Consider the following 21955-nt stretch of genomic DNA (forward strand, 5'->3'; position numbering starts at 1 on the left):
ATTTTTAATTATTAGAATTATTAGTTACCAGTGAATACTTCTGTAGCTGGTTGGCCACCATTGTAATGTCCAACAAGTGTACCAGCAGCATTTCTAACATGCCAATATACTTTCAAAGTTAATACTCTTGTACAAGGATTAAAAGTTGAAGCCGGTCCAGTACTCGGATCACTAGCATAAGCCATTTGACCTGCAGCTGGCGCATAACCAGTTGGTTGTAATGGAATAGAAACTTGGTAAGTAACCGGATCATAATTTACTTTTAAATCACTACCATCGTCCATATATCCCTTAATAATAAACTGATTAGTTGATCCTGAACTGAAGTTCTGTACCTGATAAGTTGAACCAGCAGGAGCCATCCAATAAGCAACAGAATTAGTAAATAATCCAGTACCAATAAAATTACTAATAGGACAAGTTAAAGACATTCTTACAGTAAGCTTATTGCTAAAAACAGCACTAGGTAGTGTCGGAGATTGTACTTTGAAGACAGCAAATTTAGGAGATTCTGTCATTTTAGGAGTTAAAACTCTTATTGTAAACTGTCCATTTGCAGATCCAGAAGCTAACGTACTTGTATTATTATTAAGTATCTGAAAATCAACACCTTCAACTGCTGTTGAATTAGCCTGATCTAACACAAGCTTTACTTGGTGATCACCACTAACAACATGTGTTGTACCATAATCAATCTTAGCGTCTGCATAAGGGGTACCCGCTGTTGCAAGTATTTCTTGAGTGTCTACTTGAAAGTGTACATAGGAATCACCTTCATAGTAAGGCTGTTCAGCTTCACATGAATATGCTACCATAAGTAATGAAGCACATCCTAAGAATATATTAAATAACTTTTTCATAATGAAGTTTTAAAAATTTAAATTAATAACCAGGATTCTGCTGAATAGCAGAGTTAACATTTGTTTCGCTAGTTGGAATTGGCAACGCCCACTTATAACTAGTTAGAGGCAGATTTGAAGGGTTACCTGCTGGGTAATTTGCGGTCGCAGATTGATAATCTGCCGGATTTCTATCTATTCCTGAGTTTGCTAATGTTCCTAATCTTTTTAAATCTATGAAACGATATCCTTCAAAAGCAAATTCTATTCTTCTCTCATCAAGAATTGCTTTCCATGCAGCTTGTGCATTAGCAAAAACCGGCAAAGTCTGTGCAGTACTATATCTAGAATCTCTCAATGCTTTTAAAGCTGTTGCAGCACCTACCAAATCACCTGCAGCCGTTCTAGCTTCAGCTCTGATTAGATACATTTCTGCCAACCTCATTACTTTAACATCATTGTTATTAGCATTTGAAGCAGTTGAAGCCCAAGGAGCAGCACCTGCTGTCAATGTTCCACCGTGCTTATTGATTAGCAATCTATCTGAATTTCTAACATCAGCTGCCGTAGCATAATTTGGATCGATTGTAGAATTTGGATTCACTAATGTTCTATAACGTGTATCTGAAGTGTTCAATTTATTAAACAACGCTCTACTTATCTCATACCAAGGAGCTCCTGCTACAGAAGGCGAACCATTATACCAAGCATTATGAAGGTTGCTCGCTTGAGCATTTTGTGTATTTGTTCTCTTTAACTTAAAAATAACTTCTACATTACTAGCATTAGATTCAGTAAGGAAAACTGATGGATAAGTTGCATATGTTGATAAAGACAACCCAGAAGTACTGATAACTGTATTAGCCCATGTTTCTGCATTTGTATAATCACCTGCATAAGTATAAGCTCTCGCTTTTAATCCTTGTGCAAATGTTTTACTAGCATAAATATTAGAAAAAGCTGCTGCAGGTAAGCCATTATACAACGTAATAGCTTGATCTAAATCATTGTGAATAAATGAATAAAACTCTGCGTTAGTATTTCTAGGATAATCATTATCATCAATACCATAAATTTTATTTGAAATAATACCAGCAAGGGCTGACGGGTTTTTCATATCCGTAGTAAAATAAGATAAGATTCTCAAATGACAGTAAGCTCTTAAAGTTAAAGCTTCCGCCTTTATTTTATTGATCTTATTAATATCAGCCGTTGTTGTTGGTTTCAATTTAGTTGCTAGATCTAATACTCGATTAGTTCTTGCGATAGTAAAATAATTTACAGCCCAAAGATTATCAGGGGCAGTTGCCTGAGGAGTCATGAAAAACACATAGTCATCATTAATACCCTGCCCTCCATTTTCAAAACCAATACCCACTTCATCAGTAAAAATAGAAACAAATTCAGACTCACTTCTGCTTGTTAATCCATTATATGTATTGTTTAAGAATAATTGTAAATCATCTGCAGTTTGGATTGCTGTTTCCTCAGTTAAAGCACCAGGTGCATAAGTTTCCATCAATTCTTCGCTACACGAAGTCGCAGTTAATCCTAAAACTGCTATTGCTATATAAAATATCTTTTTCATTAGTTAAATTTTAATAATTAGAATTTAATATCAAACCCTAGTGTATAAATTCTTGGTGATGGATACCTTCCCTGATCAGAACCAATATTACTCTCCGCATCAAATCCTTTCCATTTAGACCAAGTTACAAGGTTTTCTGCCTGCAATGTAATAGAAAGAGAATTTACGAAAGTATTTTTAATCAATGATTTAGGAACATTATATCCAACTTGTACATTTCGAAGTCTTAAATAAGATCCGTCAACCAAGAACCTATCAGATAAACCGTCATAGTTAATATTCTGAGCTTTTAAAGAAGGAATATTAGTATTTGTGTTTGTCGGAGTCCAAGCATTTAATAAATCTGCGCTCACATTGAAGCTACCTAAGTTAGACGGATCCATTACAGAAGCCCAGTCATAATCGTATCTGTAAACTTTAGCTACATAAGTAAATGTTGTATTTACAAACCATCCTTTATAATCTAAGTCAAAACCGAAACCACCTTGGAATTTAGGATTGAATCCATATTTCAGTGGTTTTAAATCTGCAGTAGTTGGAGTCTCTGTAGGATTTCCGTTTGCATCTTCAAATAGAAGGTTACCATTGGATTGATTTACGCCTAAGTAATGATAAACATATGGAGCTTGATAAAGTTGTCCGTTCACACTATATTGCATTGGTATAGTACCATCAATCAAAGGTTCACTTGGTAAGTTGTAAACTCTTTCTTTATTCATTGCCCCGTTTCCTCTCAAGGTAAGAGTCAAATTACTGTTCTTAATTACATCATAAGCAAAGTTAATTTCAATACCATTATTTTTCAAATCAATAGGAGAGTTCATGTTAACAGCTCCAGTACCAATTAAATAACTTTGTGGCCAAGGATAGAAAATCTCTACACCTTTCTTTTCATATACATCGAAAGTACCTCTTAATCTTCTTTTGAACAATTCAAAATCTACCCCGGCATTCCATTGTTTAGTAGTTTCCCAGTGCAAATCAGGATATCCTAAGCTGATACCTAAAGCTTGAGTACCATTATAGCTATTAGATCCTGTTACATAAGAGTTTAAATATGCTTTTGGGTTAAGCCCTGCGAAAATTGTTCCATCTACAATTCTTTGGTTACCCGCCGTACCATAAGATCCTCTAATTTTAAGAATATTTACCCATTCAATATTCTTCATAAAGTTCTCTTCATTAATATTCCATCTTGCTCCAACAGACCAGAAAGTCCCCCATCTATTGTCTTTACTGAAACGGCTGGTTGCATCTCTTCTAACATTGGCTACAACTCCGTATTTAGATTTGTAATCATAGTCTAAGTTAGCAAAGTATGAATACATATTTAGTCTAGACTGACCTGCACTCACGTTAGGAACATTATAATTATCTCCGGCTACAAAAGCAGGGTAACCTGTCCCAGTTCCTGGAACCCACACTTTAGGATTTAAACCATTTTGAGTAAAACTTGTTGTTTTAATCATATAGTTATTGTATTCATATCCTCCTAAAACATCAATTTTGTGATCTCCTATTCTCTTAGAATAACTTAATTGATATAAGTTGTTAAAGTTAAATTGTCTTGAAGTAGACATGGTTTCCCAACCAATCCAAGTTTGATTAGAGGCTTTAAAATATACTGAATTCCAAGCATCTGGTGTTTGATAAGAATTCCCATCTAAAGATAACAACTGTGCATTAGCCCTCATTGTCGCTGTTAACTCATCTGTTATTTTATAATTTGCCTCAGAAGTTAAATCTAATCTTAAATCATCTGTTGCAGATTTATAAGTTCTTTCTTTATCCATCAAGAATAAAGGAGTATTAACTAAATTAGCAGAAATTCCCCCACCTGACACATAATCATTAGGTGAAATATAAGGAGCCCCTCTCAAACCACCAATAACTAAGTTTTGATTTACACCTCCTGTACCTAAGCTAGAAGCCTGAGTATTTCTAGAAAGACCAGCATAAACACCTACTCTATAAGTAAATTTATTATTATTTGTCTTACCATTTACATTGGTTCTTAAAGAGAATCTTTTTAAACCTGTCGTAGAAAGTACTCCTTGCTGCTCTAAATAACCAACATTTGTATATGAACTAAGGTTTTGACCACCTGTTGTTATTCCAAAATCATGACTTTGTAGTAAAGAAGGATTAAAGAAATAGTCTAACCAATTAGTATTAACATTAAAGTTTGCAATTTCATCATAAGTCATTCCAACTCCTTTACCAGCACTTGCCATTTTTTCTAAAGTAAGCAACTGCTTTGCATCAGCCATATTATATCTATTATTCTGCAAAGTTGAAACTCCAATCTGCGAACGATAGTTAAACACTGTTTTAGAAGCGAAACCGCCTCCTTTTGTTCTGATCACAATAACACCATTAGCACCTCTGTTACCATACATAGCTGTAGCAGAAGCATCTTTCAAAACCTCCATACTTTCCACATCATTTGGGTTCAAAGATCTAAAGCTATCGGCATTTGTCGGGAATCCATCAATAACGTATAATGGATCTGTATTACCATTAATTGTACTGAATCCTCTGATTACAACCGTTGGCTTCGCTCCCGGCTGACCACTTCCTGTTGAAATATTAACACCTGCCAACTGACCTTGCGCAATGTTCATCAAGTTCGAGTTTGGACGATTATTAATTTTCTCACTCTCAATTTTTGCAGTTGAAATAACAGCCTGTTTCTTAGTTGTAGATTTCAAACCAACAACAACAACCTCTTCGATGTCTTTTACATCAGCTGTATCTTTCTTACGGCGACCGTTTTCCTGTGCAAGTAAAGAAGCACTCCCTAAAAAGAAAAGAACCCCTGTGCTCAGTAACTTTAATTTAACATTCATATTAACAAATTTTAATATTATTTTGCTGCAAATATGTTAAAAAATATTAACACCACCAAAATTTTTTTAATTAGCTTTCATTTTTTTATAAAGCTATTCTTATTTTAATATATATTCTGAATATTTATTAATACTTTTTCAATATAAACCCACAGATTTCTACAACAGATAACATTCATTTTTTAATAATCTAAGGATAATATCAATTAAAAAAACAAATACAAATTCACAATTATTAAAAAAAATCTTTTTTTTATAAATACAAAGTTAATCAATGTTGATTAATTTTGTATTTTTGACAAATTTTTTTATGCAATGAAAAATAAATACTATTTATTATTAGGATTATTAATTCTACCTACGCTTTTTAGTGCTCAAACAGTTGAGGAAAGAAAAAAAATTGCTTCTTTTTCTAATAAATCAATAAATGAAAGTTTAGTAAACGAACTTAATAAAGAATACAAAGCTGCGAAAATAAGAGTTGAAAACTATCTTCACTCTAATCCTAATGTAAAAAAGAAAAATTTCATAGGTTTAGATAACGCAACGATGATAGAACTTATGGATGTAAGCCCTAACGGAGATTTAATATATGCAAAAACTCACAATCAGGGAGCGGCTATAACTGCCAGAGCAAACAAATTATATTCTGGAGGTGGACTAGGGATTAACATACAAGGACAAAACATGATTGCCGGTGAATGGGACGGAGGCAGTGCAAGGTTTAGTCATCAAGAATTCCTTGTAAATGGCTTCAGCAAGATCAACATATTAGATGGTGCAAGCGGAGCCGATCATGCCACCCATGTTGCTGGAACTATTGCCGCACAAGGAATTAATCCTTTAGTTAGAGGAGTTGCCTTTAATTCAAGCATCAACTCATACGACTGGAATAATGATTTATCTGAGATGACAACTGAAGCATCAACGGGTCTACTTACTTCTAACCACTCTTATGGCTTTGGATCTTTAAGTTCACAATGGTTCTATGGAGCATACGATAGTAGGGCAAGACAAATTGATATTATCTGTTCCAGCAATCCATATTATTTGCCTGTTTTTTCCGCTGGGAATGATCGGAATGAAACTACAGCTCCGGGCTCAACTCAAATCTCAGCAAAAGGAGGCTATGACATGATATTTGGTCATGGAAATGCAAAAAATATTATAACAGTTGCCGCAGTTAATCAGGTTACAACATACACTGATCCTTCAAGCGTAGTTATGTCAAGTTTTAGTAGTTGGGGACCTTCAGATGACGGCAGAATAAAGCCCGATATCTCAATGAAGGGAGTATCTGTGAGATCTACTCTTAATACTTCCGATACAGCAACTGGAATCATGAGTGGTACATCAATGGCATCTCCTGGAATTACAGGTGTCGTTTTGCTACTGCAGCAATATTACAATCAGTTGTATACTGGTTATATGAAAGCTGCGACAGCAAAGGGTCTCATTTTACACACTGCAGATGAAGCCGGAACAGATATAGGACCCGATTATTCATTTGGATGGGGACTTGTAAATGCCGAAAAAGCTGCGATTGCTATTAGAGATAAGAATAATACTTCAGGAAGTAAAAGTATTATAGAAGAGCTTACTCTTCAAAATGGAGGAACATACACTAAGACAATTACCGCAAGTGGAAGCAATCCTTTAAAAGTATCAATTTCTTGGACTGACCCTGCTTCACCTACATGGAACACCGGAACCAATGACCCTTCAACAAATTATTTAGTTAACGACTTAGATGTAAAAGTTGTCCAAAACAGCTTAACTTTCTATCCTTGGAAGTTACAAGGTATGTCATCTCCTTTTAGCCCTGCAACTAATACAGGAACAAATAATGTTGACAATTTCGAAAGAGTTGATGTTGACAACCCTGTTGGAAGCTACACTATTATTGTTACCCACAAAGGCACGTTAACCGGAGGGAGCCAAAATTTCAGTTTAATTACAACTTCAGATACTCTTTCCACGTTATCTACAAATGAGGTTGCGACCACTAATGATAAAAAAGTTGAATTTTATCCTAACCCAGCGAAAGATTACATCTATATCAATGAAAAAGATGCAGATTTGTTGATTAACATTTATGATGCATCCGGAAAGCTTGCCTTAACCTCCAAACTAACTGACAACAAAATAAATGTTACCACACTTGTGAAAGGAAACTACATTGCCAACTTTATTACTAAAAAGGGAGAAATTAAAACTTTTAAATTTATTAAAGAGTAAGAAATTAAATTCCTGAATGAATATGTATAAAAAGCTGCCCAATTAATGAGGCAGCTTTTTTAATTTTCAGGGTTTAGCACTTCTATATTTTTTATTATTTTGCTGATATATACATTGCGCTTCTTATTATTGAAACTTTTACCAAGCTTTTTTATTTCTTTTTTTAAGAATGATAAATCCCACTCAATTAAAAGTTTAACTTTCTTTCTCTTGTCATAAGGATTTATTATTAGGAAAACTGTTTTTGAAACATAACCTTTAGAAGTAGAAATATTTTTAGACTTTATAATTTTAAGAGGTCTCAACCAGCAATAAAAATCAGAAAAGGATTTATTTACAAAAATTGTTTTATTAAGATTTTGTAAAATATAAATATAAGGTTCTGTATCCTCATCAATCAACTTAGATCTGAAGTGTGTTACAAAAAACTCTCCATTGTTTTCTGCTTTTAGAGACTTTATGTAATATTTTTGATATTCTTTTGAAACATCATTATTAAGCTCATATAATTCATTTAGCCTATTAATCACCTCATTCTTATAAAAGCTAATATTATCCCATATTATGGTAATTTTATAATTACTTTTAATTGATCCAGAAAAATAGAATTGCGTAGCATAATTACAGCCACTTCTTTGAGTATAAAGAATTTTCGGCGGTAATTGATTCATTTCATGTAATAATTTAGAAAAAGGCTGATTGAGATAGAGGTTTTTATTCATCTCAAATTGCTTTATGTAATTGAGAGTATCTAGTTGAGCCAATACCTTTAGGTGTACTAATACAAGCATACAAAGGAGTATTTTATATAATATTTTCATTTATAAAATTTATGTTTTTTTCGATTTTACATCTTTAGAAGAAGAATTACTAAATAATTGAGGTAATAGTTCCTGAGATTATATACAGAGTATTAGGATTTTCTCCTCCTCCCGTGCTTCCACCGCCGCCGCCTCATGTTCCCTGATCATGATACGTCATTGATTTCTAAACACATTGTGATTACAATATATAGCAGTGTACCTGCTACTCTCATTGTAAATCAAGCAGCTTCAGTAGTTATAGAAATTAAATAATAACCTCGGAAAGACGTTTATTTACTGTTTTACTAAATGAATGAGTTGTTCATAAGGAATCGTAGGTTGAAAATTTATAGGACATTTTCCTTCTATTGTAGTATCATTATCTGGAATCATTATAATAGTCATTTGATCGGGTGTTGTAGGCTGTATTCTTAAATAGACGTCTCCATATTCTGCACACCCTATACTTGGACCATGGAAATATACTATATATGCCTTTAAGTCTGGTTGAAAATTTGTTCCAAAAAAATGAGTTTTATCATCATCTGCTTCTGCAAAACTATTATAAATAATATTTCCATTAGAATCTGTGATTCTAAGTCTTCCGATTAATCTATCATCTTTAATATCCTTACCTACATTTTCTTTTTTAATAAATTTAAACTCATAGTTTTTTCCATTTAAGTTTCCTTGCCAAGTTCCTACATATTTGTTAAGAGAATTATTTATATCTTTTACATAGGTAAAATTTGGGCAAGGAAAAGGAGGATTTTCCTGCATGCATTGGGCTGCGGTTTCTAAAGAAACTGTTTGAGATTTACAAGAAACTGTAAATAAAATAAATAGTCAATAAATAATATTTCAGAATAAATATATTAGTTCGGGCAGTTGATTTCATCAGTATCTGTTTTAGTTGCATTTAATTTTATTTCTGTAGTTGTTCCATTAGTATTAGTTCTGTATAAAGATATTCCTTTCAAATTCATTTTTTCGTCTATAAATTTAAGAAATCCAAACTCTCTTGCCTTTACATTTTCGTTGCGATATTTCATAAAATCAACAAAAAGATCTTTGTATGTTTCTGTTTGAGCGTCAGTAAAAGTTTTTATCTGATATTGATTTCCTGTAAAACGAATCTGATAATTTCCTAGACTGGAAACCATTACTCCATATACATTGTTCAATGGTTGTCCTGTAGTTTGAGCATTTTTCACTAAGTCCATAAAATATGCTATATCAGCCGGGGAAAACATTTTAATACCATTCTTATCTCTTTCATAGCCTTGGGCGTCAAGAAATTTATAATTATTAACATGGGTATGGATAAATCCTTTGATGTAAGTATTTGTCTCCACATTTGGTAAACTAAGTGTGTTAGCATTATTAGTTGCACCTGCATTATCTTTATAAATATAATCACCACTCCATTTTTGGATGTAACCTGTTTCTTTTTTAAGATTGGTTTTGCCTTCTAAATCTGTAATCTTGTTTTTGAACTCGATATCAGCTCTTTGCAATTTAATCTGTTCACACAAATCATTTTTAGGGGGCAAGTTTGGCAGACTCGGCAAACCGATAGGACAGCCGTTTTCATCGGTAAAGCCAGATTCAGGATTACTCGGGATTATAGAAGTATCACAAGGCGGATCATAAGGATTTTCTCCTCCTCCCGTGCTTCCACCGCCTCCTCCTCCGGTTCCCGGATCAATAGGAGTAATGATGTCATCATTTTGTTCCAGACAGGTCGTAGTGACAATGGTATACAATATAGGAGGCGTTCCTTGCTCCAGCCCGTTATAGATAGGACAGCTTTCATAACCGTGTTACGCCGTTGGGTTCCGTTACACCATCGATATTGTAGCCAAATTATTCTAATGTGAACGATAGACCTTTATATCCTTCACTATTTTATTACCATAATAATTTTTCTCATCATTAGTAAAAAAGAAACCGTTTTTATTCTCATAATAATCCGTCTCTGACACAGGTAAAGGAGTTTGCCATACAATAACTAATATTATATTACTCGAAAATGATTCATCCATTTCGCAGAATTTAAATCTTGAAAAAGGTATTATACTTTTATTTTTAAAACTCATTCCTCCCCACACAGACTTTGGTTGTATTTGTACCATATTATTTAATAGTTTGGAAAATGGTTGATTAATATACTCAACTTTATTAGCCTCAAATTGTTTTAAATAATTCAAAGTGTCCAACTGGGCAGAGATTTCCAAGCTTATCAAAAAAAATGAGCAAAAAAATATTTTATATAGTGTTTTCATTTTTCATTTTATTTAAAGGTTACAGTTTTCCGTTCTATTATAAATTTTCTTTTTTGGATTGTTTGAATCTTGTTGTTCTTCCACAAATATAGGCTTAAAGTCTCCGTTAGGATCTTTTTTGCTTAATCCTACTCCTGAGTTATACTTTTTCAAGATATATGCCATTGCCAATTCAAATGATTCATTTTTGGATTTCCCATCTTCTTCTTAAAATAATCAGAAACATCATAAAAGCTATCTCCTATAACATTTCCATATACCCAACTTCCATATTGATTATCAGTATATTCATTTTCGGGATAAGTAGTAGCAAAACTTTTGAATTGATTTGATCTATAATGCTATAAACATAATCATTTCCATCATAGCTTATTGTATAATATAAAGTAAATTCGCTATTGGTATCGTTAGCTTTCATGAAAGAATAAATATCAGTCGCAGAAGGAGGAGCCGCACCTCCCGGACTATGAGTATGTACTCCTGCTTTTACTGTAAAATAAGAACTTTTTGCCACAATATTTGTTTGTGTACCGGAAAAGTCTTCAAATATAGGAGTTACCTGCTCTATTCCATTTACATCTATGCCAAGAGAAAAAGATTTTTCATTTACATTGGTTGCGATTCCCGTTTTAACTTCAACAATCCTATCATTTGCTTTAGTCTTAGAAAGAAATTCCTTTGCCTTTATATTATTCTCCAAAATTTTATCACAAGGTTTAACTTTTGGATCAGGTAAATTCGGAATGGTAGGTGTCCCGATAAGACAGCCGTTTTCATCGGTAAAACCAGATTCCGGATTACTCGGGATTATAGAAGTATCACAAGGCGGATCATGAGGATTTTCTCCTCCTCCCGTGCTTCCACCACTACCTCCACCTGTTCCCGGATCAATAGGAGTAATGATGTCATCATTTTGTTCCAGGCAGGTCGTGGTTACAATGGATAGGAATTATTGAGATATTACTTCCTAAAACATAAATAGACGATTGTAATTTACACGAAATCATAACAAATAAAAGTGATAATAAGATTTTTCATCTTATCATTATTGTTTTATTAACTCAATATCTGTTGGTACTCTAACATCAGTAGCAGGATTTAAAGACATACCTGGAATACCTTGTGCTGGTACAATACCGGTTACTTTTAAATCCCAATGAAGTTTCTCAATACCGTTTTGATTAGAGTAAGTCAGAATAATTTTACTATGAATCCTTGGTCTTTCTGGGTCTTTAAAATATAATGTTACTTTATTTGTATTCCCTTCCCACAAAGTAAATCCAAAAATTCTTGATTTTTTCCCAGTAAAATTAGATGTATTGGTATTTACAACAGTATTTCCATTTATAGTATAAATATAATTACCTTGTAATTCATCAACATAATAATCTATAATTTTTACCATTTCTGCTTTATTGAGTATAATGGTAAATATTTTTCCGTTTTTATTATATGTCCATGTTCCTACAAATTTATTTAAAACATTATCGGTGTCTTTTAGATAACTGTTTTCGGGACTATTGACAGGGCTTTGCCCTAAAGTGTAAATAGGAGATTGTGATTTGCAGGAAATCATAACAAATAAAAATAAGAGTATAATAAGATTTTTCATCTTATCATTATTGTTTTATTAACTCAATATCTGTTGGTACTCTAATGTCAGTAGCGGGGTTTAAAGACATACCTGGAATACCTTGTGCTGGTACAATACCTTTCACTTTTAATTCCCAATGAAGTTTCTCAACTCCACCTTGGTTAGAGTATGTTAGGTCAACTTCACAGGAAACTCTTGGTCTTTCTGGGTCATAAAAAAGCGAACTTACTTTATCTAGATTATTTTCCCACAACCAAGCTCCTGATATTTTTGATTTATTAATAGGGTAATTACTTGTATCAACAATCGTTAAAGAACCATTTGTATATATGTAGTACCCTTTTAACATATCTTTGTAGTATCCATTCAGATCAGCTTTATATTTTTGAAGGGTTATAGTAAAGGTTTTTCCATTATTCTCATACTTCCAAGTACCTGAAAATTTATTCAAGATATTGTTTGTATCTTTTATATAAGCATTATTCGGAAGATTTGTAGGACTTTCTCCTAAAGTATAAATAGGCGATTGTGATTTACAGGAAATCATAACAAATAAAAATAAGAGTATAATAAGATTTTTCATAGTTTCAAATTTAATTAATTACACGGAATTGTATTTACCATATCTGTAATGGAATTATAAGTAAGCCTACTCCAACTGCCTAGGTCCTTATTTGCCTTATAAAGACCTATGCCGTGAGTGGGTAATGCTTTTGAAACTTGCTTAATGACATCATCATAAACAATATTTCCTTTTTTCTTAAGATCCCCATAAAATTTATTATATAATTCTTCTTCTTCCTCACCCCATATTTTATAGGTTTGAGTCAGAAATAAGTTTGGATCTTCCACTACCATTGCAAAAACTCCTGCTTTGGAGATTACCATCATCGTCAGCTTGTCTAAAGATTTGCCATTATATGACCTCCATTGATAAATGGCGGCAAAAGTTTTCAGATCATCAAAGCTGAATACTGGAAGCATATCCGAGCCTTCAAAGTGAGTGTGTAAAAACCCTGTAGTTTCACCCGTTTCTGAGACGGGAACATTAATATAGGTGTTTCCGGGACTTCCGTCTTTCGGAATTAACTGGCTTTGTCCTTGCCCATTGTCTTCAATAAGTGCTCCTTTTTCGTAATTTAATGCTAGATTTTCATCAGTATTAAGATTATCAATTTTATCTTTTAACCCTGTAGTGTTATTTGTAATATTCTTTATCTTCTCACACGGATTGTTTTTAGGATTCGGTAAATTCGGAATGGTAGGTGTACCGATAGGACAGCCGTTTTCATCGGTAAAGCCAGATTCTGGGTTACTCGGGATCATAGAAGTATCACAAGGTGGGTCATGAGGATTTTCTCCTCCTCCCGTGCTTCCACCACCGCCTCCTCCGCTTCCCGGATCATGATATCGTCATTGATTTCTAAATACATTGTGATTACAATGATATAGCAATGTACATGCGCACCCTCGTTGTAAATCGAGCAGCTTCAGTAGTTATAGAAATTGAATAATAACCTCGGAAAAACGTTTATTTTACTGTTTTACTAAATGAATAAGTTGTTCATAAGGAATTGTAGGTTGAAAATTTATAGGACATTTTCCTTCTTCGACAATATCATTATCAGGAAGCATCAGAATAGTCATTTGCAAAGGTGTCGAAGGCTGTATTCTTAAATAAACGTATCCATATTCTGCACAACCTACACTGTTGCCCACAAAATACATTTTATAAGCTTTTAAGTCAGACTGGAAATTAATTCCTTTAAACTTAGTTTTTAGATCATCTTGCTCATTAGAGGTATCATAAGTTATATTCCCATTAGAATCTGATACCTTTAATCTTCCTACTAAAAAATCCCAATTAACATCAAATCCTCCTACATTTTCTTTTTTAATGAAGTTAAATTCATAAGTTTTTCCATTCAAATCTCCCTTCCATATTCCTATATATTTATTTAATGAATTATTGACATCTTTTATATAGGTTGTACTTTGAGGAATACTGCCTGTTTGCTGCTCATAGATTACAGCTTGTTCCAAAGAAATAATCTGAGATTTACAAGAAATCATTGGAAATAAAAATATAATAAGAATTAAAAATACATTTTTCATAATAGTTGTTATTTACTGCGGACAATTTGTATCAATTTTATCGGTTTTATCATCATTTAATCTGATTTCTGTTGTGGTTCCATCAGAATTCATTTTATACAATGTTATACCCTTTAAGTTCATATATTCATCAATAAATTTAAGAAATTTCAATTCTAAACTCATTTTTTTATTTTTAGAAATAAAATCAATAAAAGGATTTTTATATGCTTCTTTTTGGGCGTCAGTAAAAGTTTTTATCTGGTATTGATTTCCTGTAAAACGAATCTGATAATTTCCAAGACTGGAAACCATTACTCCATATACATTGTTCAATGGTTGTCCCGTAGTTTGGGCATTTTTCACTAAGTCCATAAAATATGCTATATCAGCCGGCGAAAACATTTTAATACCATTCATATCTGTTTCATAGCCTTGAGCGTCTAAAAATTTATAATTATTAACATGGGTATGGATAAATCCTTTGATATAAGTATTTGTTGCCACACTTGGTAAACTAAGTGTGTTAGCATTATTAGTTGCACCTGCATTATCTTTATAAATATAATCACCACTCCATTTTTGGATATAACCTGTTTCTTTTTTAAGATTGGTTTTGCCTTCTAAATCTGTAATCTTGTTTTTGAACTCGATATCAGCTCTTTGCAATTTAATCTGTTCACACAAATCATTTTTAGGAGGCAAGTTTGGCAGACTCGGCAAACCAATAGGACAGCCGTTTTCATCGGTAAAACCAGATTCAGGATTACTCGGGATTATAGAAGTATCACAAGGCGGATCATAAGGATTTTCTCCTCCTCCCGTGCTTCCACCGCCTCCTCCTCCGGTTCCCGGATCAATAGGAGTAATGATATCATCATTTTGTTCCAGGCAGGTCGTGGTGACAATAGTATATAATATAGGAGGAGTACCTTGCTCCAGCCCGTTATAGATAGGGCAGCTTTCATAATTGGAACCGTTGTGCTGCTGGGTTCCGCTACAGGGAGCCCAATACGATTCTGTTTTTGTGGAGCATACCAGTCTTGCCAATTGACCGCTGCCGTTAAATGTTCCGTTTACCAGTTCCGTTACCTGGGTTTTTCCTTTTGTATCAACCATTAAACCTGCTTTCAGCCGTTCTTTTTCAGTGGAAGTAAGGGTATAAGTAATCAGCAATTCTCTGTAGCTGCCATCAGGAAGCGGAGATAACAGAAGGTTTTCCAAAGGGGCATCTTCGGGTGCATCATCTCTTTTGATGTGGAAAGTATAGGTGTGGTAATTGGGTCCGTTCTCAATATAAATGACATCATCGGTATCTATGGAAACCCCGTTTCCGTAATTAATGATCTTTCCGTTTACATTTACTTTAGAAAACGCCCTGATTCCTGCCTTCGCCTTTTCCAGCTCAAGTAAGATCTTAGTTTTGTGCTTACTGGCATCCAATGAAATCCTTTTTGTGGTAAGATGAAATGTGGGACTGTCGCTATACGTTTCATTTTCGGAGAACTGGTCTGTCCTGCAGGAGCAGATCATAAAAATTGCCATAAGGTTCAGGCAAAGCCGCACCAGTAATTTGTTCCTCATTCTATTGTGTCTTTAAGGTTAAAAATATAAAAAATTTATTACTCTACAAATATGTGACAAATATTGGAAGAACAGACGGAAGAAAATTACTGGTTTCCGTATTATTTTACTAAAAGAAAAAATATGTACTTTTGGAAAAAATACAGCACGCCATGACATTAGGTGATAAACTGAAGAAAGCGAGAATCGGCAAAAATTTTACGCAGGAATATCTTGCTGAGATGCTGAATGTTTCGCAGAAAACATACTCCAATTTTGAAAACGACAAAAGCAAACCCGATTTTCAGCAGGTAGAAGAAATTGCTAAAGCCCTGGAAGTAAGCGTACTTGACTTTTTAAGTGGAGATAATATTACAATTAATAGTACAAACGGTGATCATAGCGGTTTTATATATCAAAATCAATTTCCTGAAAAGCTGGTTGAGCAATATGAGGAGCGTATTAAAGAGCTGAAAGATCAGATACAGGAGCTAAAAGAAGAATTGAAAAGGATAAGGGAATAAAAAGATACGGACGTTCCAGAGAAAACGTCCGTATCTTTTACTTAAAGCGTCCGTATTTTTTTAGCAAAACGTACGTACGTTTTTTATAACTGCAGAAACAGGCTCCCATAAAGGTCTTTTTTTATTGTTTTCTTATCAATATTTTTTTATAATTTAGTTCTGTAATAAAATATTGTTTAACACAAATACCGAAAAAAAAATGCCTATCACATTCAATGTGGTTCCCAAGAAGAACCCACAGCAACCCGACAATCCCCTTAAATATTATGCCAATATCGTAGGTGAAGGAAAAACCACTCTTGCAGATCTTGCCAAATACGCAGCTACCGTTTCCACCGTATCAAAAGCCGACATCCTCGCCGTACTCGAAAGCACATTTTCTAAAATAGCCGATGATGTAGCCGACGGAAAGATCGTCTACGTAGGTGAATATTTCACCTTACAGGCAGGAGGCTCCAGTGAAGGAAAGGACACCCCTGACGAAGTGAGCGCATCAAGCATTAAAAGCGTAAAAACCATTTTCCGACCAGGGAAAATGATCAAAGATGCACTGAAGCTAGCCACTTATAAAAAGAAGGAATAAACTTTAAATATTCTGTTTATACGGAATAAAATGAATGCCGGCAACGGCCAGGCAACAATCACTCTGGATATAAAAAACTCCGCCCGCATCTTTGATGCGGGCGGAGCTTATATATAAATTAAATTATTTCAATTTTTTCTTCACTGCAACCTCTTCATACACCTCAAGAATATCCCCTTGTTCAATATCATTATATCCTTTCAGGTTCAATCCACATTCGTATCCTTTGGTCACTTCTTTTACGTCATCTTTGAAACGTTTCAAACTTTCCAGCTCTCCGTCAAACTTCACGATACCATCTCTCAATAAACGAACTTTAGAATTTCTGGTAACTTTTCCTGTAAGAACCATACATCCTGCAATAGTTCCCACTTTAGAAATCTTGAATACCTCACGGATTTCAACATTACCGATTACCTGCTCCTGAATTTCAGGAGAAAGCATTCCTTCCATCGCTTCTTTTACTTCATCGATCGCTTTATAGATTACAGAATATGTTCTGATTTCAATTTCTTCACGATCTGCAAGCTCTTTAGCATTTGCACCCGCTCTTACGTTAAATCCGATGATGATCGCATCTGATGCAGCAGCTAAGTTGATATCAGATTCCGTGATCTGTCCAACACCTGAGTGAAGGATATTCACGCTGATTTCTTCTGTTGAAAGTCTTTGCAACTGATCAGAAAGGGCTTCTACAGAACCATCCACGTCTCCTTTAAGGATAATATTCAATTCTTTAAATTCACCTAAAGCAATACGTCTACCCAATTCTTCAAGTGTAGTATGCTTCTTCGTTCTGATCGAAAGTTCTCTCTGAAGCTGTTCTCTCTTATTTGCGATTGCTTTACCTTCACTTTCATCAGCGTAAACACGGAATTTATCACCCGCTGTTGGAGCTCCGTCCAATCCTAAAATGGTTGCCGGAATAGAAGGACCTGCTTCCGCAAGATTTTTCCCTCTTTCATCAAGCAAAGCTTTTACCTTACCATGATTTTTTCCTGCCACAACATAATCTCCTACTCTTAATGTTCCGGTTTGAACCAACATTGTTGCAACATACCCTCTTCCTTTATCCAATGAAGCTTCAATAACAACTCCGTTGGCAGCACGATCCGGATTAGCTTTCAATTCTAGCATTTCAGCCTGAAGTAAAACTTTTTCCAGTAATATATCTACATTGTTACCGAATTTAGCAGAAATTTCCTGAGCCTGAACATTTCCTCCCCATTCTTCCACTAAGATATTCATCCCTGAAAGTTGCTGACGGATATTGTCCGGATTTGCATTAGGCTTATCAACTTTGTTGATTGCAATAATCATCGGAACACCTGCAGCCTGTGCGTGAGAAATCGCTTCTTTAGTCTGAGGCATCACATCATCATCGGCAGCAATTACGATAATTGCAATATCTGTAACCTGTGCCCCTCTAGCTCTCATCGCCGTAAAGGCTTCGTGACCAGGAGTATCTAAGAATGTAATTCTTTGTCCGTTCTCCAGTTTCACATTGTACGCTCCGATGTGCTGAGTGATACCTCCGGATTCACCTGCAATCACGTTGGTTTTTCTGATGTAGTCAAGTAACGAAGTCTTACCGTGGTCAACGTGTCCCATTACCGTAACAATAGGTGCTCTAGGCAATAAGCTTTCTTCAGTATCAACATCTTCCTCTGAGTCTGTATCTTCAAGATCCGCATCTGAGAATTCAATTTTATATCCAAATTCATCTGCTACCAATAATAAGGTATCAGCTTCAAGTCTCTGGTTCATGGTAACCATAACGCCTAAAGAGAAACAAGCAGAAATTACTTCTGTCGGAGAAACATTCATTAAGCTCGCCAATTCACCAACCGTGATGAATTCCGTAACTTTTAATGTTCTGTCTTGTGCATCAAGCTCTTGCTGACGCTCATCCTGTTCTCTACGGAAGTTTCTTTTATCTTTTCTGTGTTTAGCAGATTTAGATTTCCCTCCTTTATTGGTTAGCTTTTCAAGAGTTTCCTTGATTTGGTTTTTAACTTGTTCATCTGTCAATTCAACAGGCATAGTTCTTTGACCAGGTCTGTTGTTTTGCCCTCCTCTGTTAAATCCTCCTCTGTTTCCACCCTGTCCTCCTTGACCTTGCGGACGGTTTCCTTGATTATTGTTTCCAAAGCGGTTTCCACCCTGACCTCCCTGACCTTGTGGACGATTTCCCTGACCACCTTGCCCTTGAGGACGGTTTCCTTGATTATTATTCCCATGAGGGCGGTTTCCTTGACTTCCTCCCTGGTTGTTATTATTACCGCCTTGCTGATTGTTACCACCTTGCTGGTTATTATTATTCCCGCCAGGTTTCTCAATTCTTTTTCTTTTCTTTTTAGCTCCAGGACCTGTTTTTGGCGCAAATTGAGTTAAGTCGATTTTTTCACCAACAATTTTAGGTCCGTCCAGTTTTTGGTAAACCGTTTCAATTTTTTGAGGCTCCTGATTTTCTTCTTCAGCTGCTTTCGGTTCTTCTTTCACCTCAACAACTTTTTTCGGAGCTTCTTTTACAACAGGCTTAGGAGTTTCCTTCACCTCTGCAACCGGTTTTTCTTCAACAGCTTTTTCTTCTACTTTTTTCTCCTCCACTTTTAGCTTATCTTTTTTTACCGGTCTGTTTCTAGATTCAATTTGTGATAAATCGATTTTATCTAAAACTTTAAACTCTTGTTTTTCAGGAGCAGCTTTTACTTCCGGCTCTTCAACAACAGCTTCTTGTTTCTTTTCTTCCACTGTTGCTATAGGAGCAACCGGAGCTTCTTCCACTTCAGGTTTCGTAGGCTCTAGATCTATTTTACCTAAAATTTTAGTTTCTGGTTTGTTAGCTTTAGCTCTTATTACTTCAGGGGTTTTCTTCTCTTCAATTTCCAGCTTCTCTTCCGGAACTTTAGTGATCACCACCTCATGGGAAGCCTTACGCTGTTCACCGTCTTTGGCAAACTCAGCCTCCAATGCAGAATATGCCGCTTCTTCCAATTGAGCGTTAGGATTGCTTTCAACTTCAATACCCTTTGATTGTAAAAACTCTACTAATCTGGACATCGAAATGTTGAATTCCTTAACCGCTTTATTTAATCTAATTTTTGGCATTTATTATTTTTACTGTTTTTTTAATTCTTAAAATTAAAGTATTTCTTTTTTACTGTTTATTAAAATTTATTTACAAAATCTTAATCTTCGAATTCTTCTCTAAGAATACGCTTCACATCTTCAATTGTTTCTTCTTCAAGATCTACCATATTCAGAAGACTCTCAGTATCTTTATCCAACACCGATTTAGCAGTTGTAAGACCTACTTTCTTAAATTCATCCAAAATCCACTGCTCGATATCGTCATTAAATTCTTTCAATTCAACATCGTCATCTTCACTAGACTCTCTGTATACATCGATTTCGTATCCTGACAACCAAGAAGCCAGTCTGATATTCTGACCTTGTTTTCCAATTACTTTAGAAATCTCTTCAACAGGAGTATAAACTAATGCATAATTTGCCTCCTCATTGATGTCAATTTTATTGATGGTAACATTTCCTAAAGCTCTTTTCACCAAAATCTCAGGGTTTTTAGACCACTGGATTACATCGATGTTCTCATTTTTCAACTCTCTTACAACCCCATGAATTCTTGATCCTTTCACACCCACACATGCTCCTACCGGATCGATTCTGTCATCATAAGCATCCACTGCAATTTTCGCCTTTTCTCCAGGAATTCTCACTACTTTTTTCAGCATAATGGTTCCGTCCTGGATTTCAGGAATTTCCAGCTCCAATAATTTCTCTAGGAATTTTGGTGCAGTTCTGGAAATAATAATCTGCGGTTTTGACCCTTTAAAATCTACTGTTTCTACAATAGCTCTGATATTTTCACCTTTTTTAAAGAAATCAGAAGGGATTTGATTTTCTTTAGGAAGGATAAACTCATTTCCTTCATCATCCAAAAGAATTACGTGCTTGTGACGGATGTGGTGAATCTCTCCTACCACAATCTCTCCAATCTTATCTCTGAATTGCTCATAAAGCATTGCATTGTTGTGCTCCTGAAGTTTTGTTGCCAAAATCTGCTTTAGGGTAAGAATATTTCTTCTTCCCAACTGTGCTACAGGAATTTCCATCGTAAAATCTTCACCTACTTCAAAAGTAGGGTCAATTTTCTTTGCCTCAGAGATCTCGATTTCAAGATCATCATCTTCAGACATTTCGTCTTCAACAATTGTTTTGTTCAAAAATATCTGAAAATCTCCTTTATCAGGGTTTACAATCACATCAAAATGATCATCAGAATCATATCTTTTTCTCAAAAGAGTCTTAAGAGAATCTTCAATAATTGCCATCAGATCGATCTTACTGATCCCTTTTTCGTCTTTAAAATCACCAAAGGATTCAATCAACGCTATATTATCCATTTATCTTTTTTTCTTATTTAAAATTTAATTACTACTAAAGCTTTTTTAATCTCAGAGTAAGGAATTTCTTTTTCCTCCTCTACATCTACCTTTCCTTTACCAATATCTTTCGGTTTACGGTAACGCAACACCAAAGTGATTTTTTCTTCATCTACTTTTGCCAGCTCACCTTCAATTTTAGAAGAGTCATTTAATAATACTTCAATCTCTCTTCCGATATTTTTTGTGAATTGTCGTGGTGTCACCAACGGCTCGCTCAAACCAGCAGACATTACCTGCAAGCTAAAGTCGTGTTCCTCACGATCCATATTAAATTCTATGGCGCGGCTTGCATCCAGGCAATCCTGAAGAGAAACTCCATTATCCCCATCTAAAATCACCGTAATATCATCTCCTGCAGAAATTTTTAAATCTATCAGAAACAAATCCTTTCTGGTTTCAAGGAAATTGTTTAATAATTCTTCAATTCTTTTTCTAAACTCCATAACATTTTTATGATTTACTGTACGAAAAAAGGCTTTCGTTAGAAGCCTTCCCATTGTTTTTTCCGTAAATCTTCTGCAAATAT

The 21955-nt window shown here is 34.7% G+C and carries 20 protein-coding genes; 3 read left to right on the forward strand and 17 right to left on the reverse strand.

Annotation, left to right across the window (positions count from 1 at the left end):
- Positions 1–20: 20 nt before the first annotated feature.
- Genes CLV73_RS12660 through CLV73_RS12670 form a run of 3 tightly spaced genes read right to left on the reverse strand, consistent with a single transcriptional unit; the run spans position 21 to position 5276 of the window.
- The gene (locus CLV73_RS12660) at positions 21–860 is read right to left on the reverse strand and encodes a hypothetical protein (protein WP_100377249.1); all 840 of its coding nucleotides are present in this window, start codon (positions 858–860) and stop codon (positions 21–23) included.
- A gap of 22 nt (positions 861–882) precedes the next feature.
- Complete coding sequence (locus CLV73_RS12665) at positions 883–2427, reverse strand: RagB/SusD family nutrient uptake outer membrane protein (protein ID WP_100377250.1); 1545 nt, start codon at positions 2425–2427, stop codon at positions 883–885.
- Between the two features lie 17 nt (positions 2428–2444).
- The gene (locus tag CLV73_RS12670) at positions 2445–5276 is read right to left on the reverse strand and encodes a SusC/RagA family TonB-linked outer membrane protein (RefSeq protein ID WP_100377251.1); all 2832 of its coding nucleotides are present in this window, start codon (positions 5274–5276) and stop codon (positions 2445–2447) included.
- Between the two features lie 549 nt (positions 5277–5825).
- Here CLV73_RS12670 and CLV73_RS12675 point away from each other — a divergent pair.
- On the forward strand, positions 5826–7514 hold the full coding sequence (locus tag CLV73_RS12675) for a S8 family serine peptidase (protein ID WP_169925766.1): 1689 nt from the start codon (positions 5826–5828) through the stop codon (positions 7512–7514).
- A 59-nt stretch (positions 7515–7573) separates the two neighbouring features.
- Here the strand turns inward: CLV73_RS12675 and CLV73_RS12680 are convergent, their stop codons facing one another.
- The 11 genes from CLV73_RS12680 to CLV73_RS12725 form a co-directional block, all read right to left on the reverse strand.
- Positions 7574–8335 carry a hypothetical protein gene (locus CLV73_RS12680; RefSeq protein ID WP_157798788.1) on the reverse strand — a complete coding sequence of 254 codons (762 nt, stop codon included), beginning with the start codon at positions 8333–8335 and terminating at the stop codon, positions 7574–7576.
- Between the two features lie 276 nt (positions 8336–8611).
- Positions 8612–9157, reverse strand: coding sequence for a DUF6705 family protein (locus tag CLV73_RS12685; RefSeq protein WP_317044630.1), 546 nt, complete (start codon positions 9155–9157; stop codon positions 8612–8614).
- A 35-nt stretch (positions 9158–9192) separates the two neighbouring features.
- A complete protein-coding gene (locus CLV73_RS12690) occupies positions 9193–10083 on the reverse strand; it encodes a hypothetical protein (RefSeq protein WP_100377255.1) in 891 nt (296 codons plus the stop codon).
- A 105-nt stretch (positions 10084–10188) separates the two neighbouring features.
- Positions 10189–10602 (reverse strand): hypothetical protein, encoded by a 414-nt coding sequence (locus CLV73_RS12695; protein ID WP_157798789.1) that lies wholly within the window; start codon positions 10600–10602, stop codon positions 10189–10191.
- Between the two features lie 12 nt (positions 10603–10614).
- On the reverse strand, positions 10615–10755 hold the full coding sequence (locus CLV73_RS18930) for a hypothetical protein (protein WP_157798790.1): 141 nt from the start codon (positions 10753–10755) through the stop codon (positions 10615–10617).
- An 88-nt stretch (positions 10756–10843) separates the two neighbouring features.
- The gene (locus CLV73_RS12700) at positions 10844–11302 is read right to left on the reverse strand and encodes a hypothetical protein (protein WP_100377257.1); all 459 of its coding nucleotides are present in this window, start codon (positions 11300–11302) and stop codon (positions 10844–10846) included.
- A gap of 345 nt (positions 11303–11647) precedes the next feature.
- Positions 11648–12214, reverse strand: coding sequence for a DUF6705 family protein (locus tag CLV73_RS12705; protein ID WP_157798791.1), 567 nt, complete (start codon positions 12212–12214; stop codon positions 11648–11650).
- Positions 12215–12221: 7 nt separating this feature from the next.
- Positions 12222–12779, reverse strand: coding sequence for a DUF6705 family protein (locus CLV73_RS12710; RefSeq protein ID WP_100377259.1), 558 nt, complete (start codon positions 12777–12779; stop codon positions 12222–12224).
- Between the two features lie 14 nt (positions 12780–12793).
- A complete protein-coding gene (locus CLV73_RS12715) occupies positions 12794–13522 on the reverse strand; it encodes a hypothetical protein (protein WP_100377260.1) in 729 nt (242 codons plus the stop codon).
- A 210-nt stretch (positions 13523–13732) separates the two neighbouring features.
- On the reverse strand, positions 13733–14311 hold the full coding sequence (locus CLV73_RS12720) for a DUF6705 family protein (RefSeq protein ID WP_100377261.1): 579 nt from the start codon (positions 14309–14311) through the stop codon (positions 13733–13735).
- A gap of 12 nt (positions 14312–14323) precedes the next feature.
- The gene (locus CLV73_RS12725) at positions 14324–15874 is read right to left on the reverse strand and encodes a hypothetical protein (RefSeq protein WP_157798792.1); all 1551 of its coding nucleotides are present in this window, start codon (positions 15872–15874) and stop codon (positions 14324–14326) included.
- A gap of 131 nt (positions 15875–16005) precedes the next feature.
- On the opposite strand from CLV73_RS12725, the gene CLV73_RS12730 reads away from it, so the two are divergent.
- Both CLV73_RS12730 and CLV73_RS12735 read left to right on the forward strand, forming a co-directional pair.
- Complete coding sequence (locus CLV73_RS12730) at positions 16006–16377, forward strand: helix-turn-helix domain-containing protein (RefSeq protein ID WP_228424365.1); 372 nt, start codon at positions 16006–16008, stop codon at positions 16375–16377.
- Between the two features lie 172 nt (positions 16378–16549).
- Complete coding sequence (locus CLV73_RS12735) at positions 16550–16960, forward strand: HU family DNA-binding protein (RefSeq protein ID WP_228424367.1); 411 nt, start codon at positions 16550–16552, stop codon at positions 16958–16960.
- Positions 16961–17083: 123 nt separating this feature from the next.
- Here CLV73_RS12735 and infB read toward each other — a convergent pair whose 3' ends face one another.
- The 3 genes from infB to rimP form a co-directional block, all read right to left on the reverse strand.
- Positions 17084–20071, reverse strand: coding sequence for a translation initiation factor IF-2 (infB, locus tag CLV73_RS12740; RefSeq protein WP_100377264.1), 2988 nt, complete (start codon positions 20069–20071; stop codon positions 17084–17086).
- A gap of 80 nt (positions 20072–20151) precedes the next feature.
- Positions 20152–21387, reverse strand: a complete 1236-nt coding sequence (nusA, locus tag CLV73_RS12745; protein ID WP_100377265.1) for a transcription termination factor NusA — start codon at positions 21385–21387, stop codon at positions 20152–20154.
- 17 nt (positions 21388–21404) lie between these two features.
- Positions 21405–21872 (reverse strand): ribosome assembly cofactor RimP, encoded by a 468-nt coding sequence (gene rimP / locus CLV73_RS12750; protein WP_100377859.1) that lies wholly within the window; start codon positions 21870–21872, stop codon positions 21405–21407.
- Positions 21873–21955: the final 83 nt, after the last annotated feature.

This window comes from Chryseobacterium geocarposphaerae (genome assembly GCF_002797535.1).
Lineage (GTDB): Bacteria > Bacteroidota > Bacteroidia > Flavobacteriales > Weeksellaceae > Chryseobacterium > Chryseobacterium geocarposphaerae.

Excerpts from the sequence above, each read along its gene's own strand:
- rimP (WP_100377859.1), bottom strand. The coding sequence starts at position 21,872 with ATGGAGTTTAGAAAAAGAATTGAAGAATTATTAAACAATTTCCTTGAA.
- CLV73_RS12705 (WP_157798791.1), bottom strand. The coding sequence starts at position 12,214 with ATGAAAAATCTTATTATACTCTTATTTTTATTTGTTATGATTTCCTGC.
- CLV73_RS12710 (WP_100377259.1), bottom strand. The coding sequence starts at position 12,779 with ATGAAAAATCTTATTATACTCTTATTTTTATTTGTTATGATTTCCTGT.
- CLV73_RS12675 (WP_169925766.1), top strand. The coding sequence starts at position 5,826 with ATGATAGAACTTATGGATGTAAGCCCTAACGGAGATTTAATATATGCA.
- CLV73_RS12725 (WP_157798792.1), bottom strand. The coding sequence starts at position 15,874 with ATGAGGAACAAATTACTGGTGCGGCTTTGCCTGAACCTTATGGCAATT.
- CLV73_RS12670 (WP_100377251.1), bottom strand. The coding sequence starts at position 5,276 with ATGAATGTTAAATTAAAGTTACTGAGCACAGGGGTTCTTTTCTTTTTA.
- infB (WP_100377264.1), bottom strand. The coding sequence starts at position 20,071 with ATGCCAAAAATTAGATTAAATAAAGCGGTTAAGGAATTCAACATTTCG.
- nusA (WP_100377265.1), bottom strand. The coding sequence starts at position 21,387 with ATGGATAATATAGCGTTGATTGAATCCTTTGGTGATTTTAAAGACGAA.
- CLV73_RS12680 (WP_157798788.1), bottom strand. The coding sequence starts at position 8,335 with ATGAAAATATTATATAAAATACTCCTTTGTATGCTTGTATTAGTACAC.
- CLV73_RS12715 (WP_100377260.1), bottom strand. The coding sequence starts at position 13,522 with ATGATCCCGAGTAACCCAGAATCTGGCTTTACCGATGAAAACGGCTGT.
- CLV73_RS12720 (WP_100377261.1), bottom strand. The coding sequence starts at position 14,311 with ATGAAAAATGTATTTTTAATTCTTATTATATTTTTATTTCCAATGATT.
- CLV73_RS12665 (WP_100377250.1), bottom strand. The coding sequence starts at position 2,427 with ATGAAAAAGATATTTTATATAGCAATAGCAGTTTTAGGATTAACTGCG.
- CLV73_RS12660 (WP_100377249.1), bottom strand. The coding sequence starts at position 860 with ATGAAAAAGTTATTTAATATATTCTTAGGATGTGCTTCATTACTTATG.
- CLV73_RS12695 (WP_157798789.1), bottom strand. The coding sequence starts at position 10,602 with ATGAAAACACTATATAAAATATTTTTTTGCTCATTTTTTTTGATAAGC.